This window comes from Undibacterium sp. WLX3042, from assembly GCF_049544825.1.
Lineage (GTDB): Bacteria > Pseudomonadota > Gammaproteobacteria > Burkholderiales > Burkholderiaceae_D > Undibacterium.
This window is the reverse complement of record NZ_CP186698.1, coordinates 624,515-649,544: the sequence shown is the minus strand read 5'-3', so window position 1 is coordinate 649,544 and position 25,030 is coordinate 624,515. Positions and strand designations below refer to the sequence as shown.

Below are 25,030 nucleotides of genomic sequence, written 5' to 3'. Positions count from 1 at the left end.
GTTCATCACTTTTTGGGGAGTCTTCATATGTTCAAGAAATTATTATTGGCAGTCGCCGCAATGATTGTCACCATGGGTTTTGCGTTCGCCGACGTTGATGTCAATAAAGGTGATCAGGCTGCTCTGGATGGTATTAAAGGCATAGGCCCTGCCAAGTCCAAGGCGATTATTGAAGAGCGTACAAAAAATGGCAATTTCAAAGACTGGGCAGATTTTGAAGCACGTGTGAAGGGAATTGGCGATAAGAATTCGACCAAGTTGTCAGAAGCAGGCCTGACAGTGAATGGACAGTCAAAACCAGGTGCCCCAGCCAAACCTGCTACTGCGGATAAGGCCGCAGGCAAGCCTGCAAAAGCGACCAAAGAGTCTAAAGCGGATACACCGCCTGCAGATGCATCGGCTAAAGCAGCAAAAGCGGATGGTAAGGCAGCAGAAAAAGATTCGGAAAAACCAGTAAAAGCATCAAAAGCAGAGAAAAAAGCAGCGAAAGCAGAAAAAGCAGAGGCTGCTGAGAAAGCAGCCGCCAGTGCAAAAGAAGGCAAAGCAAAATAATCTGATTAAGTAATTAGTCTTATTTTCAGGCTTCGATCTTCACCGTCATCGCCTGTGTTTTACTAAAAGCCTCCGATTTTGAATCATCGGGGGCTTTTTTATTAGCTTATGCGAATTATGTATAAGGAAACTGCGCCCTGCACTTGCAGTCTGCCAGGAATTTTTTGCCGTTAAATCAGTGAGATAGCGCCGTTTTGCGATACGGTGTCCGGTGATATGCCGCAAGCGGCAGAATTCAAGTCCGTTTAGAATAAGCCTGTATTTCACGACTATTGATAACTATGTCTTACCTGACCATTGAAGACACGATAGGTAACACTCCTCTGGTACGTTTGCAAAGAATACCCGGAGAGGAAAACCGGCGTCGTAACAACATTATATTGGGCAAGCTGGAAGGGAATAATCCGGCCGGTTCAGTTAAAGACAGACCGGCATTAATGATGATCCGGCGCGCTGAAGAGCGGGGACAGTTAAAACCGGGCGATACCTTGATTGAGGCAACCAGTGGCAATACTGGTATTGCTCTGGCGATGGCGGCCGCAATGCGCGGTTACAAGTTGGTTTTGCTGATGCCGGAAAATCTGAGTATAGAGCGACGTCAGAGTATGGCGGCATACGGTGCCCAGATCATCCTGACGCCAAAAACCGGCGGCATGGAGTATGCACGGGATCTGGCAGAACAGATGCAAAAAGAAGGCAAGGGCCTGATTCTCGATCAGTTTGCCAATCCGGATAATCCTCTCGCGCATTTTGAAGGTACCGGACCTGAAATCTGGCGAGATACCGGCGGTAAAGTCAGTCATTTTGTCAGCGCGATGGGAACAACCGGAACGATCATGGGCGTTTCCGCCTATCTGAAGCAGCAAAATCCGCAGATTCAGATTATCGGTGCGCAGCCAGAAGAGGGCTCGCAAATTCCCGGTATTCGTAAATGGCCGGAAGCGTATATGCCAAAAATTTTTGATAAGGCCAGAGTTGACCGGGTCGAATCAGTGAGTCAGGGCGATGCGGAACATATGGCGCGCAGACTCGCGGTCGAAGAAGGGATTTTTTGCGGTATTTCGGCAGCTGGTGCCTGCGAAATTGCACTGAGAGTTGCTGAGACTGTGGAAAACGCGACTATCGTGTTTATCGTTTGCGATCGCGGGGACCGATATTTGTCGACAGGTGTTTTTCCTGCCTGAGATCCGGAACAGGTGAGCGCTGATGCGCTCGTCAGTCTTTCAGAATAAAAAAAATACCGAAATTACTCATCAGTAGTTTCGGTATTTTTGCTTCATCTGGTGCCGGGTGTTACCCGGACTGTGATTAAGCAGCTTCTTTTGGTTTGAATTGTTTGTCGCTGATGCGGAATTTCGCACGACGGTCACCCATCAGTTCGCGTAATTCTTTGATGCTGATATCGCTGATTTCATGCATGCGGATCAACAATGATGCGCCTACAGGCAGGCGGCGATGTCTGATTTTACTGATGACCGGTGGCGCAACTTCTAACGCTCTTGAGAGTGCTGCGTCATTTTTCAAATGCAATTGCTTGATCAGAGTATCTAAAAGATTATTAGGATCGTAGTCGATCTCATCCGATTCAAGCTGGGTTAAATTTGCCATAATTACCTCGCTGTCTAGTCTATTGATGCTGGATTTAGTTGCGTCAATGAGAATTAATTAAACGGTAACATTGTAACTTTAAAATAGAATTTGCCTTTAGCAAGAATAGCAAACCATTGTTAAATCCCTATTCACACTCAGCGTAAAACATGCATTAGTGTTAATAAGACAATCTCACTGTAGATTAATTTGCAATTAATCGCAACGCTTGTTTTCAAAAAAGCATGCAAAGGATGGTTATTTCTGTCTTTTGCATGCGAGCAATTACTTACGAAGATAGTATTGGGTAAAAAGTACCTTAAATCAATTGGTGAAAACGAAACATATTGTTAAAAAGTTTTGTACAAACTGACATAAACCTATTTTTCTTTTGCCGCACTGATGACTCGCCCAAGATCGATGACCGACATCGCATAGAAATAACTGCGGTTATATTGTGTAATTGCAAAGAAATTGTCAGTTGCCAGCCAGTATTCGGTGGCGTCATCGCCATTCTGTAAGTCGATCACGCCGTACTGGATATTGGCCGGTGCTTCGCTGCTAGCCGTGCTGATAAAGCTTTTCAGATCGGTCAGAGAATAACTTGCTCGCAAGCCCTGACTCAGCGCTGTTTTTAACAACGCTGGGTTTGCTTCGCCCGATGTAAGGGTGGCAGGAAAGGTAACGGGGAGATTTCTTTTCCAGCCATGCATTGCCAGATAGTGGGCAACGCTGCCGATCGCATCAACGGGTGAGTCGGTCAGATTGATGCTGCCATCGCCGTCAAAATCGACGGCAAATTTACGGATGCTGCCGGGCATGAATTGTGGCCAGCCTATCGCACCTGCATACGATCCCTTAAATGCAAAAGGATCAACGCCAGATTCTCTTGCCATCAGCAGCATGTTTTCCAGTTCACTGCGGAAAAATTGCATGCGAGCGTCTCTGCTCGGCGTATCTGGATAATCAAAGGCAAGCGTCGTCAGGGCATCCATGACCCGGAATTTTCCGGTATTTTTTCCGAAAATGGTTTCGACACCGATCAGACCGACAATGATTTCCGGTGGTACGCCGTATTGCTGCTGCGCACGATCCAGTGCATCCGCATACTTATTCCAGAAGGCAACCCCTGCTTCTATCCTGTAAGGTTCCACAAACCGTGCGCGGTAGGCTTTCCAGTTTTTCGGTTTCCCTGCCGGAGCCGGGCGCATCAGTTGCCTTGCGCTTTCAACGTAACGCACTTGTTCAAACACAGTTTGCAACTGTGCTTTGTCAAACTGATGTTTGTCCGCCATTTCTGTAATGAATGCTGAGACTTCTTTCCATTCATTAAAACGCACGTTTTCTTGCGTCACCGGTGTCGCAGATGTTGCTGCGGTGCTGCGTCTGGCGACGTTTTTTTTGGCGGAAGTTGCGGCACTGTATGCTGGCAGAGCGATGCTGCCGATCAGCGCAGCACAGAAGCAACTGCGGACGAGGTATTGAATAGGTTTCACAATCATCGATGTCAAAAATGCAGGTTCAGTCAATCAGCGACATGCTGCTAACAGGGTTTTCATTCGGCGTATTCGCTGGCTTTCGGACGAGGAGTCTGATCCATACTTCACATTGATATAAGCGTGCAGGAATTGTTCTGCTGCGGGAATATCTTTTGCTGGCAAGGTATTTTTCAATCTTTGCAGATACGCATACGGTCCCTCATCTACAGCGCGGGGAGATGCTTTTTTTGCCATTTTTCTGCAGAACGCTGAGTATATTCTATCAATCGCAGACAGCGATGGCCTGTTCAGCATCAAAGGCAGGGCAATTGCACCGATAATCAGGCTGCCGGTAATAAAAAACAGCAAGCTGATGCGCGACCAGTCGACATCCTTAAATCCTAAGGAACTGAGAAAATTTTTCTGCGTTTGCTGGTTGTAATTGAGTACCCACTGATTCCACGAGTTATTGATGGCGTCGAGGCGCATCCGCATAGACTGGCTCCATGAATTGCCGGACAGGGCAAAATTCATCAGTCCGGCAAAGCCGCGTCTGGGAATTGCCTGATTCAGATTTTGCATGACCCGTTCCGGCGCGACCGCGGCGGTAGGATCGACCCGCACCCAACCCTGGCTTTCCAGCCATACCTCGGCCCATGCGTGGGCGTCAGATTGCCGCACTTCAAAATAGCCATCGACTTCATTCAGCGTGCCACCCTGATAACCCGTTACGATTCGTGCCGGAATACCGGCCAACCGCATCAGATTCACAAACGCGCTCGCATAGTGTTCGCAAAATCCGGCTCTGCTCTTGAACAGGAAATCATCAATGCTATTGACGCCGAGCAGAGGTGGTTCCAGCGTATAAGTAAATGCTTCCTTGCGAAAATACTGCAAGACTGCATTGACCAGTGCGCGATCATCGCTGTACTGACGCCTTAGCACTTCTGCGAAAGCAGCGCTGCGCGGGTTGTAACCGGCAGGGATTTCCAATGCCCGGTGTAACTCACGCAGATTGTTTTCGACGAGGTAACGATATTGCGGATAAGACGTCACCTGATAACGCAGACGCTGGCTGATGATATCGTTGCTGCGCAGCTCCATTTGCCGGTTGATCGTGGCGATATTCTGGCCGCCTGTCTGTGGTGCGGCGGCGGGTAAATCCAGCGCAAACAGCCAGCGCTGGCTTTGCGGTTCCAGAATGATTTCCTGCGTGATCGGTGTTCCTGCGAACTGCGCTATATCGCCGTTATTTATTTGCAAATAACGGGATGGCGACCAGGTTTTTCCATCGAATTCAGTCATCACGATACCGCGCCAGTACAGCAGTGATTTATCCGGTACCGCTCGCGAAAATTTCACTCTGAACGCAATCTCTTCTGACAAGACCAGATCGCTGATGCCGCCCGGTGACATCGTTTCCGATAAGCCCGAGCGGCCGCTATGTGCGTCTCCCGGCAAACCCCAGAGCGGGCCTTGTATTCGCGGGAACAGCAAGAACGCGCACAGCGTCAGCGGAATCGCCAGTGCCATCATGCCCATCGCCAGTTTCAGGCGCTGTTTCAGAGATGGAAAAATACCGGTGTATTGAAACGATAATTGCGCTGTTAACAGCAGGCTTACCGAAACCAGCGTCATCAACGCAGCCGCAATGGTTTGCTGATAAAAAAAACTGGTCAGCAGTAAAAAGAAACTCAGAAAAAGCACGACAAACAGATCCCGCCTGGCGTGCATCTCTAATAATTTACAGGTCAGCAGCAGCACCAGCATGTTGACGCCTGCTTCACGCCCAAAGAAGGTTTTATGCGTCAGATAGACGCCCAGCATCATCAGCGCTGACACCGGAATCAGTATCCATCCCGGTGGCAGGCGGCGACCTGTCAGCGTCAGCCAGCCGCGCCACATTAGCAGCCCGACGCAACTGATACTGACCCATATTCCCAGATGCGAAAAATGCGGTAGTAATACACTCAGGCAGGCAACGATTAACAGCAGTGTATCTGCTTTATCGCGACTGAAAACGGGCAGGGAAAAAGGGCGGCGCATAGTCACACGATCACAATTCGTAAAGCGCTAAGGCCCGCAGGCAGGCATCGCGATGTGCCGGTCCCTGCGCCGGAGGGTAATCTTCCTGTCCCAGCTTAAAACCGTACTGCAACCCGGCCTGATCTGCTTCCAGCACCCACCGGGTCATGCGCGAGAGTTTGAGTTCCAGATTCATCGTTCTTGGCAGGGCAGAAAAATCCAGCAGAATATCGCTGCCGGCACCACCGGTAAATTGTTTGGTTACCAGTTGTCCGCCGAGCGCAGTATCGACGCGGGCGATTTGTTTCCACGCCAGATGTTTTAGTGCGTCGCCCGGCTGATACGCCCGTACGCCCGAGAAATCCTCGTCGCCGCCCTGGCCTTCGCGTTCGTTCGATGCGGCACCGGAGGTGGGCAGCGGCGGTGCATGTTCTTCCGGCTCCGGATACACGAGTGCCCGTGCATCCGGCAGCCAGGTGCTCCAGGCGCGTAACAAGCCAAGGGGGAACCAGGTTTGCAGGCGCAACCGTGGAATCGTCTGCCAGCCGCGGGTGTGAGTCGGATAACTCAGTTGTATGCTGGTTCGGCTGTCCGGGGCAATATCCACCGCTTTTTCCGGCGCATTTTTTTCGTTGAAACCGACCCAGATCGCGTAGCGCTGATATTTGCGCCGGTTGATCAGAAAAATGGTGAAGTGCGTTTCTTCGCCGGCAAACACGGCTTGTGCCGGGCCGGTGTCGAGATGCAGGTAGGCGAGATTCCTGAAGCAGAAAAAGACATTCACCAGCGCGACGCTGCCGAGCACAAACGTTAATGCAAAACCTAGGCTGAGATTGTAATTAGTCGCAGAAATAAACAGGATCAGCAGCATCAGCAAAAACATCCAGCCTGCCTTGCTTGGCAAGGTAAAGACGCGGCGTTGTTTCAGAAAAACTTCACCGCTCTCGGGTTGATCCTCAAGAAAGATAATCTTGTGCAGGCGGGCTTTCCAGCGTTCAGATAAAGCGGTCAGCATGGTATCCGTTTTCCGGTCTTAGGTTCAGCACCCATCAGACGGCAACGCGTTTGATCACTTGCGCCAGTAAATCTGCGCTGGCGCTGGCTTTCGCATTGACCGATTTCAGCGGACGCAGGCGGTGTGCAATTACCGGAATCATGATGGCCTGCACATCTTCCGGCAGTACATGATCACGCCCCTCCAGTGCCGCCCAGGCACGCGCTGCCTGCAACAAGGCGAGCGATGCGCGCGGGCTCATGCCTTCGGCAAAGACATCGCCCTCGCGGGTTGCCTGTGCCAGCGCCTGCACATAATCAACCAGTGCAGGTGAGGTGTGTATTTGTCTGAGTTGCTGTTGCGCCTGCAATAACTCGCTGGCCTGCATCAATGCAGGCAGCTTAGACAGTAAGGCGCGGCGGTCTTCACCCAATAACAACGCACGTTCTGCCGCCGCATCCGGATAGCCGAGTGACAGGCACATCAGGAAACGGTCGAGTTGCGATTCCGGCAGCGGAAAAGTGCCGACCTGATGCGCCGGATTTTGCGTTGCGATCACAAAAAACGGCGCGGGCAGTTTGCGCGTCTGGCCTTCGGCTGAGACCTGATGCTCTTCCATCGCTTCCAGTAGCGATGACTGGGTTTTGGGAGTGGCGCGGTTAACTTCATCGGCCAGTAACACCTGAGTGAATACCGGGCCGGGGTGAAAAATAAACTGATTTTTTTCGCGATCAAAAATCGACACGCCGACGACATCGGCGGGCAGTAAATCGCTGGTGAATTGCAGACGGTTGAATTTCAGACCCAGGGAAATTGCCAGCGCGTGCGCGAGTGTGGTTTTACCGACGCCGGGTAAGTCTTCGATCAACAAATGACCACCGGCGAGCAGACAGGCCAGCGCCTGACGGATTTGCAGTTCTTTACCGATAATGACGTTATTGACTTGTTTTGCAACTTGATGCAATTGGGAAAACATGTATTTCCTCAAGTAAAAATCAGCGCTCAGTGTAGCTGAATTAGCGCAGCTTGTTGTAATCCCTGCACTGGCCCGACAGGGGGCATTTGCAAAAGCGCTTAAATAAGGTGAAACTGACAGTTAAATCTACAAAAATCCGAGACATGACAACCGCGTATTACACCCATGCAGATTGCAAACGCCATGAAATGGGATCATGGCACCCGGAATCACCAGAACGTTTGCAGGCGATAGAAGACCAACTGATCGCCAGCCGCATCAGCACTTTGCTGGATCATCGAGATGCTCCTGCCGCCGAAGAGAGCGATCTGGCGCGGGTGCATACGGCGGACGCGATTTACCGGATACGCGAAAATTGTCCGTCTGAACATTCCGAATACGACCACTTTCCACTCGATGCCGATACTGCCCTGAATAGTTACACCTGGCGCGCCAGTCTGAGAGCAGCAGGAGCAGCCATCGCCGCAACCGATGCGGTGATTGATGCTGAAATCGAAAATGCGTTTTGCGCGGTGCGCCCGCCGGGACATCATGCAAGCCGCAAAGAATCGATGGGATTCTGCATGTTTAACAATGTCGCGATTGCTGCCCGTCATGCGCTTGATGTGCGCGGCTTGCAGCGGGTTGCTATTGTTGATTTCGATGTGCATCACGGTAATGGCACCGAAGATATTTTTCGCGACGATCCGCAGGTGTTGATGGTGAGTTTTTTTCAGCATCCTTTTTATCCGTATTCCGGCGATAGCGAACCAGCCAGCAATATGGTCAACGTGCCGGTACCGGCGCACAGCTATGGCGATGTGATCCGCGCACTGGTCACGGAAAAATGGCTACCAGCCTTGCGCGCATTTCAGCCGGAAATGATTTTTATCTCGGCCGGATTTGACGCGCATCGCGAAGACGATATGGGGCAACTGGGGCTGACCGAAGCTGATTTTGCCTGGCTGACCAGACAGGTGGTGGCGGTCGCGAAAGACTATTCCAAAGGCCGCATCGTCAGTTGTCTGGAAGGCGGCTACAACTTGTCAGCACTGGCCCGCAGTGTAACGGCCCATCTGAAAGTGCTGGCCGATCTGGAGTGAAGGTCTGTGCCCGGTTCTGCATATGCGTCAACTTGCCGCAAATCACCCTCAAATATACTGGGGGGAGTATTTTTACAAGCCCTTTGTTTCTGCGGACATAAAAGCAGAAATTGGCGATACTCCCCCTCTTTTCTTCCACGTCGTGCCATATATCCCATTTTCTGCAGTGTCTTACAGCCGTATTTTCCGGTTTTCCGCAAATACGCCGACTGCTGGCTGACGGTGGATATGCCGGCTGTTTTGTCTGAAAATAAATGTCGTTGCTGGCTGGCGACAAAATGATGTCAATCACGATATCGTTTCAATCTTCTTTAACAGTTGTACGCTGTCCATTCTTCCGCATAGTCTTTACACTCAACACCGTTTACTGAATGTCGTATCTGGTCGTACCGCATGTGCGGTGCGACGATTCTGAGGGCAAATCTGTCGAAAGGCAGAGACGCAAAGCCTCCGGCCTACAGCGCTGACGCGCCACGGTAGCGGGGTTGCTGACTATCCTGTGATGTCATCAGGTATTTCGCGTGGCCCTCGCCAACAACAGAGAGCTGAGCCCATGCCTGTCACCCGTCCTGTCACCAAACCTGTCCCCCGGATTCTTACTGCCAGTTTGCTGGCCTTGCTGAGTGCCTGCGGCAGTAATTCTGATCATGCGTCGCTGAATCAGGCACCGGCCGCGATTGCGACTGCGACCACAACCCTCAGTGCGGATATCGTCCAGTTGCCGGATACAGCAGCAGCGCAGATCGCACAACCGACGTTTCACGTCGCACCGGTGTTGCTGGATACGCCAGCTGATATCGATGTGTTCAACAGCAGTGCATCGGCAATGATGGGGCCGCGTCAGCAGGTGATACCCGAAGAATTCCGGCAATTGTCGGATCGTGGTCTGACCGTGACGGCGATGCAGGAAGTGCAGGCGGCGCAGGGGGCACGCGTGCGCTCCTTACCGGGCAACAGCGTGATACAACCGCAAGCCACGTCCAGCGTGGTATCTACTTACACACCGGCGCAAATCCGTGCCGCATACGGTCTGGCTGCTCTGCCTGCGAGCATGAGCGGTCTTACAGCCGCGCAGGCGGCGCAACTCGGTGCAGGCCAGACGATTTATATCGTCGATGCATATCACGATCCGAATGTGGCAGCAGAACTGGCGGCATTCAATCAGAAATTCGGTTTGCCTGGCTGTACCGCGAAAACCCTGGCGGCTACCAGCGCGTTGCCGCTGGCAGCACCGGCGACCAACGCTTGTGAATTAGTGGTCGCCTACAATACCGCAAGCGGCACACTGACTGGCACTGCGCCGGCCTACAACTCAGGCTGGGCGACCGAGATCACACTCGATGTACAGTGGGCGCATGCAACAGCACCGCTGGCGCGTATCGTTCTGATTGAAGCGGCTGATGCCTCATTGAATAGTTTGCTGGGCGCGGTCAAGCTCGCGAATGCGATGGGGCCGGGTGTGGTATCCATGAGTTTTGGTGCGGCAGAAGGTAACTGGACGGCATCGGTCGATGCTGCTTTCAGCGCGGCAAAAATGACGTATCTGGCAGCGACCGGTGACTCCGGTGCTGCCGTCAGCTGGCCGTCGGTTTCACCGTATGTGGTGGCGGTCGGCGGCACTTCGCTGACGTATTCCGGCAGCGGCTTGCGGAGTGAAAGCGGCTGGTCTGGCACTGGTGGCGGCACCAGTGCTTACACCGCGTTGCCTTCGTATCAGAACAGCAGTGTTCCCGGCATGGGCACGCTGGCGCGCCGCACAGTCGCTGATGTGGCGTTCAATGCGGATCCATCAACAGGTCAGTATGTGGCGGTGATCAATCCTGGCAGCACAACGGTTAACTGGATCAGTGCCGGTGGCACCAGCTTATCGACACCACAATGGGCAGGGATCGTCGCCGTGGCAAATGCAACGCGTGCACAACTGGCCAAAGCTCCACTCGGGCAGCCTCACAGTATCTTGTACGGACAGATTTCTACTGTACCCGGCACGTATGCCAGCACGTTTGCTGACGTCGTCAAAGGTTCAGACGGAACTTGTGCGACATGCTACGCGAAGACCGGTTACGACCAGTTGACAGGATTGGGTACGCCGAACATAGCCAATCTGATCAGCACGCTGGCGGGCACCACCATTGCGCCGACGGCGCCAGTGGTAACGGGGGCGACCATCAGCGGGCAGGTCGGGACTGCGCTGACTTTCACCGTTTCGGCAACAGCGACGAATCCGCTGACGTATGCACTGAGCGGCGCACCGTCAGGCATGACGATTGCCAGCACAGGTATTGTGACTTGGACGACACCGGTTGCCGGAAGCTATGCGGTCACAGTGACTGCCACTGAAACAAAAACCGGTTTGAGTGGCAAAGCGGTGTATAACATCACGATTGCTGCGGCGACTGCTCCGGTGGTCACAGGCGGCACGATCAGTGCGAAAGCTGGCACCGCTTTATCATTCTCTGTCGTCGTGACTGCGGCTAATCCTGTGACGTACAGCCTGAGTGGTGCACCGGCGGGTATGGCGGTCAGCACCAGTGGTGTCGTCAGCTGGGCATCCCCGGTGGTCGGAACGTATAACGTGACAGCCATCGCCAAAGATACAAAAACCGGACTCAGTGGTCAGGCGGTTTACACCGTTGTTGTATCGGCCGCGACGGTCAGTGGTCCGGTGATTACCGCCCCAGCGATGACGGGCGTTGCCGGTAAAGCACTGACCGGACAAATCAGTATTTCCGATCCGGGCGTCAGCTGGGTATCCGTATCGATTTCAGGTGTACCGCTGGGTATGAGTTTTTCCATGAGCAGCAGTCTGGCGATCACAGCGAGTTGGCCATCGCCTGTTACTGGCAGCTACACTTTGAAAGTGGTGGTGACGGATTCTGCCGGACGCACAGCGCAGGCGTCGGTACCGGTCACGATTACGGCGAAATAAACGAGAATCAGATTCATAAAAAACGCCCATGCACGACCTGCATGGGCTTTTTTTTCTCGTTCTTTGATGCGTCAGGGATGTGGTGCGACTACCATCGCGGTCATTTTTCTGACCACAGGCAGTATCAGTAGCAAGACGGGAAATGCCACCAGCCATGAAATTCCCCATGAGCCCATCCACATCGCGACGAAATTATCCGCCAGACCGACGCTGCGCAAAGTGCTGATGGCGGAGACGATGCAGGTCATGATGACTGACAAAAAGAAGGGCATGACGATACCGGCATAACGTGCTGGTAGTTTAGGAAAAACGGATAAATTGCGTGGTGGAGTTGAAGACATAAAAATTCCAAAATTCGGGAGTTGATCTGCAATAAAGTCAGATCATCGCAGCTTCTGTTTTCAGCGCAATGTGCAAGAAATTTGGTGAGATCATTCCTGCCAGATGCAGTTTGCGCTTATGCTACAAGAGCGCAGACAAAAGTGGCAGACTTTTACTTTTCTCTGCTGCCTTCCTGCTGGCAGCGGCTATCAACCGGTATCGGGCCGAATACTTTTTGCAGACCACCAATACCACCGACCTGTTTGATGAAGACCTGCTGGCGCGACTGGTGCACGGCCAGGGTGTAATGGTAGCTGTCTGAAATTTTCGGGCCGGTCGTTGGCATCGCAGTCACCACGACGAGTTCGCTATCCGGCGGTAAAGCGGTTGCTTGCGGAAAAGCATGAGCCGCAGCTTGCGTCACGCCGACCGTCTGAAAGCAGGGTGATAACTGACGGATGATTTTTTCTGTCAGCTGGCGATCGCTGGAATTCGCAGGTTCTTTCATCATGGTCTCGGCACAGGAAATGGTGGATAGCAGCGCGCTGCACAGTAACGCCGCAAGGCCTTGCGGCAGGCGTGTCGGCAGAGTGGCGGTGGACGGCATCATTTTTCCTGGCGATGTGATGAAGACAGGTTCAGCCGGATGTTGACCGGCAATATCACAATATAAACGAAAAACCGCCAGCGCATTGCAGCCGCATAGCGATCAGCGTACCAGTTGCGCTCAGTGGCTCAGAATAGCGTTATTCCAGCCGCATAAGGCCAAAAAATACTGGGGGGAGTATATTTTAAGCTCCTTTATTTACTTAGACATTAAGGCAAAAATCGCATATACCCCCTTATTTATGCAGAATTCCGGGGTAAAACACAAACTTCTGTGCAGATTCTGCGTGGAGCAGGGCAGAGTTCCGTACAATATCGCTTTGTTTTTGCTCATAAGAAGAATACGCATGTCGATACAATGGTTCCCCGGCCACATGAACGCTGCCCGCAAGAAGGCGGCGGAAACCATGGAAAACACCGATCTGGTGATAGAAGTGCTGGATGCCCGCATTCCGCAAGCGAGTTGCAATCCCATGGTGGAGCAACTGCGCGTTTTCCGCCAACGCCCTTGCCTGAAAATTTTAAATAAAGCCGATCTGGCCGATCCGAACGCAACGAAATTATGGCTGGATTATTACAACGCCCAGAAAGACGTGTTTGCGGTTGCGATGAGCTGCAAAAAACCGGCCGATGTCGCCAAGGTGCCTGGACTGGCGCTGAAGCTGGCACCGCATCGTGGCGTGCCGACCAAGCCTTTGCGCATGATGATCATGGGTATTCCTAACGTCGGTAAATCGACGCTGATGAATGCCTTGCTGAAAAAACGTGTTGCCAACGTCGGTGATGAACCTGCGGTGACGAAGACGCAGCAACGCCTGTATCTCGGTAAAAACATGATCCTGACCGATACGCCGGGGATGTTGTGGCCGAAGATCGAACATCCTACCGACGGCCTGATGCTGGCGGCCAGCCATGCGATCGGTATCAATGCGCTGATCGAAGAAGAAATCGCGACTTTCCTCGCCGAGCAATTGCTGATTCACTATCCGAAGTCGTTAGTGACACGCTACGGCTTCAATCTGGAAGGCATGGATGCGGTGGCGGTGGTCGAAGGCATCGCGCAAAAACGCGGCTATAAACTTAAAGGTGGCGACTGGGATTTTGAAAAGGCCTCGCATACCTTGCTGCTCGATTACCGCAGCGGTGCTTTGGGCCGTATCAGCCTCGAAACGCCCGCCAGTCGTGAGCATTTGCTGGCGACCTACGTGCCACCTGTATTGCTTGGTCAGGGTAAAAGCGTGCAAACCGGCATGGAAGAGGAAGCAGAAGGAGAAGAGTAAAGCGCTGCCATCGCGGACCAGCCGATGGCAGATGGTGCAGATAACGCCGCGATTCGTAGTATCAGCGGCGTATTTTTTTGTCCAGCTTAAACACCGCCAGCGCCTGTACGACTTTGATAGTCTGTTCCTGCAGACTGGTGGCGGCAGCGGCCGCTTCTTCTACCAGCGCGGCATTTTGTATCGTCACATCATCCATGTGGCGGACAGCGGTGTTGACCTTGGCGATACCGGCACTCTGTTCGCGTGATGCCGCAGCGATCTCACTCATCACATCGCGCACATTTTGTACTGAACTGATGATGTCGCGCATGGTGTTGCCCGCTTCGCCGGCCAGCATCGTTCCTGCATTAATTTTTTCGGCAGAAAGCTGAATCAGATCTTTGATTTCTTTTGCAGCATTCGCACTGCGTTGTGCCAGTTGCCGCACTTCGGTGGCCACCACGGCAAAGCCACGTCCTTGTTCGCCTGCGCGCGCCGCTTCAACGGCGGCATTGAGCGCGAGAATATTGGTCTGGAATGCGATCCCCTCAATCAGGCTGATGATATCGACCACTTTTTTCGATGAAGTATTGATGTCGTTCATCGTTGAGACCACCTGTGACACGATGGCACCACCCTTGTCCGCGACCAGCGATGCGTCGCCTGCCATCTGGTTTGCTTGCACTGCATGCGCTGTATTGTGATCGACGGTGGCAGCGAGTTGATTCATGCTGGAAGCAGTCTCTTCCAGCGCGGCCGCCTGCGATTCGGTGCGTTCCGATAAATCCATATTGCCGGCGGCGATTTCGCTGGTGGCGATACGGGTCTGGTCTGAGCTGCGGCGCACATCGCCGACAATCGAGTACAGATTGATATTCAGCTGGCGCAGGGCGAGTAGCAATTGGCCCATGTCGTCTTTGCCGTGGCTGTCTATCTCCTGCGTCAGATCGCCGCCCGCCATGATCTGACTGGCTTTCAGTGCCTGATGCAAAGGCACGATCACCGCACGGTGCAGGGCATGCCAGAAATTGAAGGTGGTGGCAATGCCGACAGCGGAGAGTACCGTCAGCCAGATTGAAGGAGCAGGATTAAAAAGCAGATTCTGTATCAGTATGGCACTCATCAGCAGCACCAGAAAACCAAGATTCCAGTTCGCGCGCTGCTGCAGCGAAAGATGACGCAATGCACTCCAGACACCGGCGATACCCGTCAGTTTGACGCTGCCACGGCTGATTGTGATATTGCGCGGATTGCCCGCTTTGATTTCTTTATACAAGGCATCGGTTTGCTGCACCAGTTCACGTCCCGGTTTGGTCCGCACCGACATGTAACCGACCGGACGACCGTTTTCGATGACAGGTGTGATGTTTGCCAGCACCCAGTAAAAATCGCCGTTCTTGCAGCGGTTTTTAACCATACCGGTCCATGGCTCACCGCTTTTGATGGTGGCCCATAAATCGGCAAATGCTTCAGCAGGCATATCCGGATGGCGCAGAATATTTTGCGGCTGACCGATGAGTTCCTCCTCTGTATAACCACTGACCTGAATAAAGTACGGATTCGCATAGGTGATATTGCCCTGCAAATCGGTGGTGGACACGATAGTTTCCGTGTCGTTCAGGATGTACTCGTGATTCGTGACTGGCGTATTAAGACGCATAGTAAGTTTTATTCTGCATGTGAAGGGAAAACGGATAGCCGGATACGAAGTCCGGCTGGCTTTTTTTATTTCACGCGGTGTCCGCAGAACACCGCAACCATGTTAAGGCAAATATCTGTGCAGGCTCAGGGCGGCCAAAGTAATAACCCTGTGCATGATCGCAATTCAGTTCGCGTAAGCTGGTTGCCTGCGCCTGTGTTTCCACTCCCTCTGCAATCGCTTTGAGGCCGAGGTTACGCGCCATGCCAATAATGGTGGTAACGATAGCGTGACCCTGATGCTCATTGAGCATGTCACGGATAAAAGAGATATCAATTTTTAATGTATCTACTGGGAAACATTTTAAATAGGAAAGAGAAGAATAGCCAGTGCCAAAATCATCAATCGATAATGCAAATCCCATTAACTTCAGCGATTTCATGATATCGATGGACTGCGCAACGTTATGCATCAGGCTGCTTTCTGTCAGTTCCAGTTCTATGCATGCCGGGCTGAGGCCCGCGGCCAGCACAGTTTGCAGAATTTTATCGGCCAGTTCCGGGTCGCTGAGTTGCTGAGCTGACAGATTGATCGCCAGCCGGCCATGGAAACGGTAGCCTGCCGCTTGCCAGGCGCAGATCTGACGACAGGCTTGTTCCAGCACCCACAAGCCTAATTGCGCCATCATGCCGCGCGCTTCTGCAATCGGAATAAACTGTGCCGGGCTGATCCAGCCGCGTTCTGCATCGTTCCAGCGCAACAAGGCTTCTGCACCGTCGATTTCACCTGTCTTCAGATTGATTTTGGGCTGGTAATGCAGCTCTAATTTGTCTGCGTTCATCGCCTGATGCAGATTTCTGGCAATGTGCATCTGTTCATTCAGGTCGGCACTCATTCTTGCCTGATAAGCGATATAACCTGCGCCTGTCGTTTTCGCTTTATACATGGCGATATCGGCGCATTTCATCAGGTCATCAGCGTTGTTTCCGTCTTCAGGATAAAACGATAAACCTATGCTGACGCCGACTGAAAAGTGATCGTCGCCGATGCATAGCGGTGTGGTCAGTGTCTGTTGCAGACGCTCGGCTATCATCGCTGCAGCCACCTGATCTTCGACTTCGGTGACCACAATGAATTCATCGCCACCCAGCCGCGCCAGGGTTTTTTCACCGCGCAGGGTCGCTTCAAAACGCTGTGCAACTTGCATCAATACCTGGTCGCCGACATCGTGGCCCTGCGTATCATTGATTTCTTTAAAGCGGTCCAGATCCAGGAACAGAATCGCCAGTTGTCGTTGGTAACGACGCGCATTGCTGATCGCCTGCCTCAGTCTGTCCATGAACAGGGTACGGTTGGGCAATCCGGTCAGGCTGTCATATAAAGCCAGATGACGGATTCTTTCTTCATTTGCTTTGCGTTCGGTGATATCGGTATTGATGATGAGTATCGATTTTGGTCTTTGGCTTTCATCCCTGACCAGCGTGCGCTGACTCTCGACGATAAATGGTCTGCCGTCTTTACGCCGTTGTGAAATTTCACCGCGCCATTCACCGTTTTCGATAGTCTGACGGGTCACTTCATTAAACGCTGCTTCATCGTCCCACAGCAAATTTTCCGGTGAACTACCGAGTGCTTCGGCACAGGTCCAGCCATACAGTTTTTCTGCCGCCTTATTCCAGTACGAAATATGGTGATTGATGCCGATCACGATAATGGCGTCACTGGCTTTGTCGAGCAACGATGCCTGATTCCTGTGATGCGCAGCATTCGCCAGCGTTTCTTCGCGCAGGCGATGTTCGTCGGTGATATCTTCTACTGTGATGAGCAGATGTTGTTGCGCATGCTTGCCGATGATCTCTGTCAGAGTGATACGCAGATGCCTTTGTTCGTACGGAATACTGAGATAGCGTTTGCCTGATTTCCCTGACAGAAATGGATGTAAGACCTGCGGTGACTCGAGTGCCGGTAACAGCGTACGCAGATGCTGGCCTGTGATCTGACGGGTATCCTCGAGTCCGAGGATGTTGCAGATGCAATCGTTCGCGCTCAGCACGAACAGTGCTTTATCGGTAATGATGAGGCCGACATTCAGACTGCTGACAATGCTCTCAGCATAATGTTGCAGCGGGACGTTTTGCCCAGGATATTCCGCCTTGTTGCCGGCGTGTAGCTGCAGTTGAGCTGGTGCTGACGATGCTGTCTTTGCGACAGCTGTAGTCTTGAGCAGTCTCGATATCATGATAAGTTCCTATCCTGTGCAGCCATTTCATTTACTCCATACAGACTTCAGTTGTTCAGGTACACGATTGCGCCGGAGCAGGTCACACTGAAGTGATACTGCCCCGGCGTCTTGCTACTGTTGCTCACCATTGATGAAGTCCTTGTTGTCGCAGACGGACAGCGCAGGAGTTTCTTAGGTGTTTGTCAGGCGTTTTACGGTGTTCTGCGCGGCAGGGCGGATTGCTGCACTGGCTTTTTGTATGTTCGACGCAGTGTGAGTGGCAGGTGTTGCCACGATTTGTGTACTGTCTATGCGGAATACATCGACCAATTCCGACAGATTAGCGGCCTGGTCTTCGAGGCTGGCCGCTGCTGCCGCTGCCTCTTCAACCAGCGCGGCATTTTGTTGCGTCACTTCATCCATCTGCGCGATTGCCTGATTAACCTGTTCGATTCCTGTGCTCTGTTCATGGCTCGCTGCCGTGATTTCCGCCATGATGTCGGTGACACGGCGAACACTGTTGACGACTTCGCTCATCGTCGTGCCGGCTTTATTGACCAGCAGCGTACCTGCTGCCACCTGATCGACAGAGTCACCGATCAGCACGGTAATCTCTTTCGCGGCGGCAGCACTGCGCTGCGCCAGATTGCGCACTTCGCTGGCAACGACAGCGAAGCCGCGGCCTTGTTCGCCGGCACGTGCTGCTTCGACAGCGGCATTTAGCGCAAGAATATTCGTCTGGAATGCGATGCCGTCAATGACGCTGATAATATCAACGATCTTTTTCGACGAATTATTGATAGATGACATCGTGCTGACCACTTCAGAGACCACCTCGCCGCCTTTGATTGCCACATCAGACGCTTCTGCTGCGAGTTGATTTGCCTGACGTGCATTGTCGGCATTCTGTTTGACGGTGCTGGTCAGTTCTTCCATCGATGCGGCGGTTTCTTCCAGCGAGCTTGCCTGTTCTTCAGTGCGTGAAGACAGATCCAGATTTCCTGCCGCGATCTGGGTTGAAGCGGATGCGATGGTGTCGGTTCCTGTTCTGACCTGTGCCACGATTCTGACCAGGCTGTTATTCATGTCTTTCAGCGCCTGCAGTAACTGCCCTGTTTCGTCGCTGGATTCGACTTGAATGTTGCTGGTCAGGTCACCATCGGCAATCGTGCGGGCAATCTGTACAGCCTGATTCAATGGCCGGGTAATGCTGCGTGTTGTCCAGTAAGCGAAACCGCAGGCCAGCAGAATCGCAATGATCGCAATTCCTGACAGCATATTTCTGCTGCTCTGATAATTTTGTTCAGCATCCTCACCGCTTTTAACCATGATGGTGCCAATCAGGGCAATCAGGTTTTGTACTTGAGAGAAATAGCCGGTCTGAGCTTGTACGACAGACGACAACAGATATTCGCCGGCTTCCTGTTTTTTACCTTCGTCAATCAACTTCAGGTACTCATTTTGCGTAACAACGTATTTACTGCGCGCCTCTTTTACATCATTGAAAACCTGCTTGCCCTTTTCCGTCGAAATCGTTTTGTCCAGTTGGGCAATTTTTTCACCAACACGTGTGACATTGGATTTTATTTCGTTGAGTGCTGCTTTAATTTTCTCCGGGTCTTCTGTGATCAGTAAATTCCGCATTGCAAGTGCATTGAAATTAATTCCATCAAGTATTTCATTGGCGAGCACCACTTTTGGGTAACGGTCATTAACCAGCAGACTGGTGCCGTCATTGAGAGAACTCATGCGGTTGATGCCAAACAAGGTCATGCCGATCAACAGCATGACGACGACACCAAAACCTATGCCTAATCTTGTGCCGACTTTCATATTCATATTCATTTGTATTCTCTTCAGGTGAGTGAGTTGAAACGGAGCTGTCTGTATTCATCCAACGATTGAGATGAATGAGATTATTCAGACAGTTGTTCTATCAAACCCATATCACTGCTGGAAATGAGTTTGTCTATGTCGATCAGAATCAGCATGCGGTCATCTAATGTGCCGACGCCTATTAAATGGCTGCTATTGAGTGAGCCGATATCAGGTGCTGGCTTGACTTGTTCCTGCTGCAGGTTGATGACGTCGGAAACACTATCGATGACCATGCCTATCATGCGATTGCAGACATGCAGAATAATCACAACGGTGAATTCGTCATACGCCGGATTGTCCAGATTAAATTTAATACGCATATCGACGATGGGGACGATCACTCCGCGCAGATTGATGACGCCTTTGATGAAATCCGGCGCATTGGCAATCCGCGTCACTGCTTCGTAACCGCGAATTTCCTGCACCCGCTGAATGTTAATACCGTATTCTTCTTTGCCCAGTGTGAATGCCAGAAACTCCAGTGAACTCAGCCCGGCGACGGGATTCGGGGTGGCATTGTTATTGTCTGTCAGTTGCATCACTATCCTTCGCATTCATTGAAAGGGATTTCTTTTTTATCTGATCAGCGTTCTCGCGGCAAAAGCAGGTTACTCACCTGAGACAAAGAGGCGTTTCGCTGACAGACCTGTTGAGAAAATATCGGATCAGAATCGCACCATCAAAGTGATGAGAGCGCGGAAATTATTTCCAGGTGGAAATGTTAATCTGATTAATTATATCGAGTCAATCGAATTTATCGATTTGTTGTTTGCAGGTGGACAGAGGATTGCAAAGTGTGCATTGCTTTACATCAATGTTTCTTGTGATTGTGCGCGAAAATATCGGCAATTGTTTTCATTAAGTCCGCCGCGGGAACCGGCTTGGTGAAGTAATGACTTATTCCTTTACGCAGGGCTTCTTCCCGGTTCAGACCATCGCTGTAACCGGTGCACAGAATCACCGGTAAATCTGCCTGCATGCTGTGCAGGTAGCGGGTCAGCGTCAGACCAGTGATGCCCGGCATCGTCTGATCCGTGATCAGTAAATCGATAGCGATATCGTCGTTGGCGAGTGCATTCATCACCTTGTACGGATCCGTAAATAATTCGACCTGATAACCGGCACCTTCCAGCAGCTCCTGCAGAAATCTGCCGACCGCCGGTTCGTCATCGACGACCCAGATGCATTGTCCATTGCCACTGGCGCCTTCGGTACTGACAAGTTTTGCAGATGGCTCCTGACAATCAGAATCAGCGACGATAGAAAACAAAAGCCGGAAGCGACTTCCCAGATGAGGACGCGATTCCACAAGAATATGGGCACCCGAGCGTCGCAGTATGCCCTGCACCATAGATAAACCCAGACCTGTGCCTTTGCCCACTTCCTTGGTCGTAAAAAAAGGATCGAACAAGCGTGACATGTGTTCCGGTGAGATACCTGCACCATTATCAGAGACATCAATTGCCAGATAAGTCCCGGACAACCGTTGCTGACTGATGGCGCAGATTGCTCCATCCAAATCGGTCTGGTGCAGATGAATATCGATCACACCGTGAGTGTCAATCGCATCGCGCGCATTGATGACGAGATTCAGCAGGATCTGGCTTAATTCTCCTGCGTCCATACGGATGCACAGATCATCTTCGATATGACTCTGTAACTGTATGCTGGAAGGCAGTGACGGTAACATCATCGCCACAACTTCCTGTATGACCGCGGCGGGAGATATCAGATTCACGCTGCTGCTGGCCTGCGTACGGGTGAAGGTCAGCATTTTTGCGATCAGATCGCGTGCACGTTCGCTGGCCGTGATGATTTCTTTCAGATAGACCGCCAGTTTGCTTTGCTGATCAGGGACGAAGCGCTCCAGCGCCAGATTGGAATAGCCGAGGATAGCAGCCAGAATGTTATTGAAATCATGTGCAATGCCGCCGGTCAGCTGCCCCAGTGCCTGCATCTTTTGTGACTGTTGTAACTGCCGTTCCAGCTCCTGCTTGTCATTCTCCGCCTTTTCTCGTTCAGAAATGTCGCGTATGAAGACGAAGAAATGCCTGGACTCAGGATCGTAAGTCGCGGAAATTTCAACGCTGAAGATGTGACCATCCTGATGTCGATGATGCGTTTCAAACTGATCGTGACCTTGTGCCCTGATGATTTGCAGGTGATCCTCAATATTCTCCGCATCCTGCATCACTTTGAGCTGAGTGATATGCATTGTCAGTAATTGTTCCATCGCATAGCCTGACATTTTCACGTAGGCGTCATTGACTTCGAGCAGCTTGCCCTGATCATCGAGGATCAGAAAACCATCAATCGCGGTATCGAGCACACGTTTATGCCGTAATAAGGCTTTGGTGCTTTCTGTGATGTTTTCACCGACTGAAACATAACCCTCAATGATGCCGTTGTCATTCAGCAGCGGGGTAACAGTACGGTTGATGATGAAAGTTTCTTTATCACTTCTGCTGATGGTGATGGCGCCCCGCCAGATATGCCCGGCCTCGACTGTTTTCTTTAATTCTGCAGCGACTTTGGGATTGGGAGTGATCGGCGCTGCAAACAGGCATGCCTTACCGGCGACTTCGGACGCATCGGGAGGCAGAATGGCGCGTGATGCCGGGTTGCGCCAGCGCAGTATGCCGTTTTCATCGGTCAGGAAAATCGGTGTTGCTGATGACTCCAGCGCCATCGCCTGCGAACGCAGGGTCTCATTAATTTTTTGCACGGTTGCCGCATGCCGGGCGAGTGTCTGGTATGGCTTACGCACAATTACTACAAACATCGCACGGTAAATCAGCGCATAACTGACAACTTTGTAAAAATGACCAGTTAAGTTGGAGGTGTCGCTGACGATCGCGTAGTCAGCAAAAAAAAACTCACTCATAGCAGAGATGGCAATCGCGGAGAACATCAGCGTTGAAAATTCGTGGCCGGATGCGCATGCGAGACGATAGTAACGGAAGGCCGCGACCGCCAGCATGGCGGTAACTACCCACTCAGTGATGATTTTGAACTGACTTAATCCCGTGCTTTCGTCGTAAGTTACGATCAGGCTGGATTCCTGAAAAAAAACCAGCCACAAGACGGCCAGATTAATCGCGCTGAAAATGGCCAGCAACATATACCGGAAGCGGCGTCCGGGAAGATGCAGATGAGGGAAAAAACTGACAAATAAAATCACACCGGCAAACAGGATGCGCGCGAACAGCCAGAAAGCAATCGCTTTTTGTGGTGAGGATGGAGTGATCAGATCCGGCATGCCTTTATACGACATGACGTGGGCAAAATCGAGCCAGCCGGTAGCCAATAAAGTAACCGCGATCAGTAGCGATGACGTGGAAACTTCCTTTTCCGGCGTATGCCAGACTGATGCAAAAACCAGAAATGCGAACAGGATGGCAGCAAATTCCAGGAAGGTATGCAGCGGCAGGAAATAGTGGTGCGGAAGGTAAAACTCTGTCAGAGGCAGCATCATCGCCAGTAAAAACAAGGCGACAAAAGCGCCGACCAGATATATTTGCTGGCGTGGCAAGCGATGTTTTACGTTTGTCCTGTGGATGAGCATGACGTCGTTTATTCAGCCTTCATCGTGGTAACAAATTGTCGTCATCGTCAGATAAGGCGCTGTGAATGGTGAGAGCCAGTCAGACCTGCTGGACGGAGATGATTTAGGGGCGACAGACGTATTCTGACATGCTCAGATGTCCAGACTGATGACCTGGAACAAGCGAGCTGTATCAATTGGCTTGGAAAAGCAACATTCGACACCCGCTGCCAGGAGTTCTGCTTCGTTTTCCCGGCTCAGGTAACCGCTCATGGCGATAATCCTGACATTGGCTTGTCCCGGTATTTCTTTGATCTGACGGCAGACCTCCGTCCCTTTGATCCCCGGCATCATCAGGTCGAGCAGGATAATATCCGGCGAGAAAGTGTGTACTTTGCGTCCGGCATCGAAACCATCATAGGCGGCTTCGACTATCATAGGATGTTCGCCTTCACCCAGTAATTCCATCAGGAATCCGGCGAAAGCCTTATTGTCATCGACAATCAGAATTCTCTTTGGCCCTTTATTACCGGCGGGATTCCACTGGCGGGCGAAACGCTCAACTTCTTCCAGACGAAACCGACGATGTCCGCCAGGCGTGACTTTTGCCTGCAATAAACCTCTTTGCGCCCAACTCCTTACGGTAATTGGCGACACCATCATCCATTGCGCTACTTCATTTGGTGTCAGATAAGGTTTCTTTTTGTAATCTTCGGTCATAAAAACGATTAATTCGATAATTTTGCTGATTTTTCTAATTATGTCACTTTATTGATTTTGGGAAATAAAAATAATGTTGCTTATATCTATTTGTTACATTATCCGGAGGTGCGTCCGCACCCGCTATCCGGTTCAGCGTATGCCCCAGACAAACGGATCTTCCTCATTCAGCAGTATATCTGCCTCCATGTTGACAAAGGCCATTCCACGTAAGCTCGGCAATATCTGTCCGCTTGCCTGACTCTCAGGCGAGGCTGGCAACTGATACGATGCCTCGAAGACACTGCCGATAATACTTTCCTGGCGCCATAGCTGACCCGGAGCGAGTTTATTGTCTGCCGCAAGGCAAGCCAGCTTGGCGCTGGTGCCGGTGCCGCAAGGCGAACGATCATAGGCTTTGCCGGGGCAGAGCACAAAGTTCTGGCTGTGATTATTCGCTTTGGTCGCGGCGCCGAACAATTCAATATGATCAATCAGCGCGTTGTTCTCGCCAGTAATCTGGCTGGCTTCCAATGCTTGTCTTACGCGCCATGCATAATCCGTCAGGTGCTCGACGTTCGACAGACGCAATTCTTGCCCGTGCTGATTCATCAGGAAAAACCAGTTGCCGCCCCAGGCAATATCGCCGCAGACCTCGCCTATGCCGGGCACTTCCACACTGACGGCAGTCCGGTAACGATAAGCGGGAACATTGTGTACGGTCACACTGTGATCATCATGCAATTCCACATTCACGACGCCGACCGGTGTTTCTATGCGATGCTGTCCGGCGCTGATCCTGCCCTGATAAGCCAGCGTTGCCACAAAACCTATCATGCCGTGACCGCACATGCCGAGATAGCCGACGTTATTAAAAAAGATGATCCCGGCAATACAGGTTGGATCTGCCGGTGTGCAGGCAAGTCCGCCGACGATGACATCCGAGCCACGTGGTTCACACACCGTTGCACTGCGATAGTGGTCAAATTTATCGCGAAAAATTTGCAGACGTTCGGCCAGCGTACCGTTTCCTAATTCCGGACCGCCGCCAACGATGATGCGGGTCGGCTCACCGCCGGTATGAGAGTCTATGATAGAGATTTTTTTTAACATGTCGTTCTTTCCGCGCTTGGAGAGCAGTGATGGCGCCATAGTATAAAGCCTTCGGGGTTTTGTTCATTCCGCCAGCTGACTTTTACCGGGAGCCACTGCTCATCTGCGCTGTGGAATCTGCCGCAAT

At 51.7% G+C, this 25,030-nt stretch carries 19 protein-coding genes and 1 riboswitch; of the genes, 5 read left to right on the top strand and 14 right to left on the bottom strand.

Annotated elements, in window-relative coordinates; genetic code table 11:
- The first annotated feature begins 27 nt into the window (after nt 1–27).
- Together ACPAOP_RS02975 and cysM are read left to right on the top strand one after the other, a co-directional pair.
- Nucleotides 28–552, top strand: a complete 525-nt coding sequence (locus ACPAOP_RS02975) for a ComEA family DNA-binding protein (RefSeq protein ID WP_423709267.1) — start codon at nt 28–30, stop codon at nt 550–552.
- A 281-nt stretch (nt 553–833) separates the two neighbouring features.
- On the top strand, nt 834–1,736 hold the full coding sequence (cysM, locus tag ACPAOP_RS02970) for a cysteine synthase CysM (RefSeq protein WP_423709266.1): 903 nt from the start codon (nt 834–836) through the stop codon (nt 1,734–1,736).
- Between the two features lie 124 nt (nt 1,737–1,860).
- Here the strand turns inward: cysM and ACPAOP_RS02965 are convergent, their stop codons facing one another.
- From ACPAOP_RS02965 to ACPAOP_RS02945, 5 genes are all read right to left on the bottom strand, one after another.
- On the bottom strand, nt 1,861–2,160 hold the full coding sequence (locus tag ACPAOP_RS02965; RefSeq protein WP_423681137.1) for a hypothetical protein: 300 nt from the start codon (nt 2,158–2,160) through the stop codon (nt 1,861–1,863).
- A gap of 359 nt (nt 2,161–2,519) precedes the next feature.
- Complete coding sequence (mltB, locus tag ACPAOP_RS02960) at nt 2,520–3,641, bottom strand: lytic murein transglycosylase B (RefSeq protein ID WP_423681135.1); 1,122 nt, start codon at nt 3,639–3,641, stop codon at nt 2,520–2,522.
- Nucleotides 3,642–3,668: 27 nt separating this feature from the next.
- Nucleotides 3,669–5,663 (bottom strand): transglutaminaseTgpA domain-containing protein, encoded by a 1,995-nt coding sequence (locus ACPAOP_RS02955; protein WP_423682256.1) that lies wholly within the window; start codon nt 5,661–5,663, stop codon nt 3,669–3,671.
- A gap of 10 nt (nt 5,664–5,673) precedes the next feature.
- A complete protein-coding gene (locus ACPAOP_RS02950; protein ID WP_423681133.1) occupies nt 5,674–6,657 on the bottom strand; it encodes a DUF58 domain-containing protein in 984 nt (327 codons plus the stop codon).
- A gap of 34 nt (nt 6,658–6,691) precedes the next feature.
- Nucleotides 6,692–7,612, bottom strand: coding sequence for an AAA family ATPase (locus ACPAOP_RS02945; protein WP_423681132.1), 921 nt, complete (start codon nt 7,610–7,612; stop codon nt 6,692–6,694).
- Nucleotides 7,613–7,755: 143 nt separating this feature from the next.
- Between ACPAOP_RS02945 and ACPAOP_RS02940 the strand changes: the two genes are divergently transcribed.
- Entirely contained in the window at nt 7,756–8,694 is a 939-nt protein-coding gene (locus tag ACPAOP_RS02940; RefSeq protein ID WP_423709265.1) for a histone deacetylase family protein, read from the top strand.
- 406 nt (nt 8,695–9,100) lie between these two features.
- A riboswitch (cyclic di-GMP riboswitch) is annotated at nt 9,101–9,187 on the top strand.
- Nucleotides 9,188–9,247: 60 nt separating this feature from the next.
- Complete coding sequence (locus ACPAOP_RS02935) at nt 9,248–11,623, top strand: putative Ig domain-containing protein (RefSeq protein ID WP_423709264.1); 2,376 nt, start codon at nt 9,248–9,250, stop codon at nt 11,621–11,623.
- Nucleotides 11,624–11,694: 71 nt separating this feature from the next.
- Here the strand turns inward: ACPAOP_RS02935 and ACPAOP_RS02930 are convergent, their stop codons facing one another.
- Both ACPAOP_RS02930 and ACPAOP_RS02925 read right to left on the bottom strand, forming a co-directional pair.
- Nucleotides 11,695–11,964: a DUF2798 domain-containing protein gene (locus ACPAOP_RS02930; RefSeq protein ID WP_423709263.1), complete on the bottom strand. Its 270-nt coding sequence runs from the start codon at nt 11,962–11,964 to the stop codon at nt 11,695–11,697.
- Nucleotides 11,965–12,116: 152 nt separating this feature from the next.
- Nucleotides 12,117–12,551 (bottom strand): hypothetical protein, encoded by a 435-nt coding sequence (locus tag ACPAOP_RS02925; RefSeq protein WP_423709262.1) that lies wholly within the window; start codon nt 12,549–12,551, stop codon nt 12,117–12,119.
- 346 nt (nt 12,552–12,897) lie between these two features.
- Between ACPAOP_RS02925 and ylqF the strand changes: the two genes are divergently transcribed.
- Nucleotides 12,898–13,830, top strand: a complete 933-nt coding sequence (gene ylqF / locus ACPAOP_RS02920) for a ribosome biogenesis GTPase YlqF (protein WP_423709261.1) — start codon at nt 12,898–12,900, stop codon at nt 13,828–13,830.
- Nucleotides 13,831–13,891: 61 nt separating this feature from the next.
- On the opposite strand, the gene ACPAOP_RS02915 is transcribed toward ylqF, so the two are convergent.
- From ACPAOP_RS02915 to ACPAOP_RS02885, 7 genes are all read right to left on the bottom strand, one after another.
- Nucleotides 13,892–15,469: a methyl-accepting chemotaxis protein gene (locus ACPAOP_RS02915; protein WP_423681124.1), complete on the bottom strand. Its 1,578-nt coding sequence runs from the start codon at nt 15,467–15,469 to the stop codon at nt 13,892–13,894.
- A 70-nt stretch (nt 15,470–15,539) separates the two neighbouring features.
- Nucleotides 15,540–17,687, bottom strand: coding sequence for a putative bifunctional diguanylate cyclase/phosphodiesterase (locus ACPAOP_RS02910; RefSeq protein ID WP_423681123.1), 2,148 nt, complete (start codon nt 17,685–17,687; stop codon nt 15,540–15,542).
- A gap of 174 nt (nt 17,688–17,861) precedes the next feature.
- The gene (locus ACPAOP_RS02905; protein ID WP_423709260.1) at nt 17,862–19,514 is read right to left on the bottom strand and encodes a methyl-accepting chemotaxis protein; all 1,653 of its coding nucleotides are present in this window, start codon (nt 19,512–19,514) and stop codon (nt 17,862–17,864) included.
- Nucleotides 19,515–19,585: 71 nt separating this feature from the next.
- Complete coding sequence (locus ACPAOP_RS02900; protein WP_423709259.1) at nt 19,586–20,086, bottom strand: chemotaxis protein CheW; 501 nt, start codon at nt 20,084–20,086, stop codon at nt 19,586–19,588.
- Nucleotides 20,087–20,358: 272 nt separating this feature from the next.
- The gene (locus ACPAOP_RS02895; RefSeq protein ID WP_423709257.1) at nt 20,359–23,112 is read right to left on the bottom strand and encodes an MASE3 domain-containing protein; all 2,754 of its coding nucleotides are present in this window, start codon (nt 23,110–23,112) and stop codon (nt 20,359–20,361) included.
- A 132-nt stretch (nt 23,113–23,244) separates the two neighbouring features.
- Complete coding sequence (locus tag ACPAOP_RS02890) at nt 23,245–23,811, bottom strand: response regulator (RefSeq protein WP_423709256.1); 567 nt, start codon at nt 23,809–23,811, stop codon at nt 23,245–23,247.
- 132 nt (nt 23,812–23,943) lie between these two features.
- Nucleotides 23,944–24,903, bottom strand: a complete 960-nt coding sequence (locus tag ACPAOP_RS02885; RefSeq protein WP_423681117.1) for a 4-hydroxyproline epimerase — start codon at nt 24,901–24,903, stop codon at nt 23,944–23,946.
- Nucleotides 24,904–25,030: the final 127 nt, after the last annotated feature.

Coding starts and splice junctions, on each gene's coding strand:
- ACPAOP_RS02925 (WP_423709262.1), bottom strand. CDS start 12,551: ATGCCGTCCACCGCCACTCTGCCGACACGCCTGCCGCAAGGCCTTGCG.
- ACPAOP_RS02895 (WP_423709257.1), bottom strand. CDS start 23,112: ATGCTCATCCACAGGACAAACGTAAAACATCGCTTGCCACGCCAGCAA.
- ACPAOP_RS02935 (WP_423709264.1), top strand. CDS start 9,248: ATGCCTGTCACCCGTCCTGTCACCAAACCTGTCCCCCGGATTCTTACT.
- ACPAOP_RS02965 (WP_423681137.1), bottom strand. CDS start 2,160: ATGGCAAATTTAACCCAGCTTGAATCGGATGAGATCGACTACGATCCT.
- ACPAOP_RS02950 (WP_423681133.1), bottom strand. CDS start 6,657: ATGCTGACCGCTTTATCTGAACGCTGGAAAGCCCGCCTGCACAAGATT.
- cysM (WP_423709266.1), top strand. CDS start 834: ATGTCTTACCTGACCATTGAAGACACGATAGGTAACACTCCTCTGGTA.
- ACPAOP_RS02940 (WP_423709265.1), top strand. CDS start 7,756: ATGACAACCGCGTATTACACCCATGCAGATTGCAAACGCCATGAAATG.
- ACPAOP_RS02885 (WP_423681117.1), bottom strand. CDS start 24,903: ATGTTAAAAAAAATCTCTATCATAGACTCTCATACCGGCGGTGAGCCG.
- ACPAOP_RS02900 (WP_423709259.1), bottom strand. CDS start 20,086: ATGCAACTGACAGACAATAACAATGCCACCCCGAATCCCGTCGCCGGG.
- ACPAOP_RS02975 (WP_423709267.1), top strand. CDS start 28: ATGTTCAAGAAATTATTATTGGCAGTCGCCGCAATGATTGTCACCATG.
- ACPAOP_RS02955 (WP_423682256.1), bottom strand. CDS start 5,663: ATGCGCCGCCCTTTTTCCCTGCCCGTTTTCAGTCGCGATAAAGCAGAT.
- ACPAOP_RS02915 (WP_423681124.1), bottom strand. CDS start 15,469: ATGCGTCTTAATACGCCAGTCACGAATCACGAGTACATCCTGAACGAC.
- ACPAOP_RS02905 (WP_423709260.1), bottom strand. CDS start 19,514: ATGAATATGAATATGAAAGTCGGCACAAGATTAGGCATAGGTTTTGGT.
- ACPAOP_RS02930 (WP_423709263.1), bottom strand. CDS start 11,964: ATGTCTTCAACTCCACCACGCAATTTATCCGTTTTTCCTAAACTACCA.
- mltB (WP_423681135.1), bottom strand. CDS start 3,641: ATGATTGTGAAACCTATTCAATACCTCGTCCGCAGTTGCTTCTGTGCT.
- ACPAOP_RS02890 (WP_423709256.1), bottom strand. CDS start 23,811: ATGACCGAAGATTACAAAAAGAAACCTTATCTGACACCAAATGAAGTA.
- ACPAOP_RS02910 (WP_423681123.1), bottom strand. CDS start 17,687: ATGATATCGAGACTGCTCAAGACTACAGCTGTCGCAAAGACAGCATCG.
- ACPAOP_RS02945 (WP_423681132.1), bottom strand. CDS start 7,612: ATGTTTTCCCAATTGCATCAAGTTGCAAAACAAGTCAATAACGTCATT.
- ylqF (WP_423709261.1), top strand. CDS start 12,898: ATGTCGATACAATGGTTCCCCGGCCACATGAACGCTGCCCGCAAGAAG.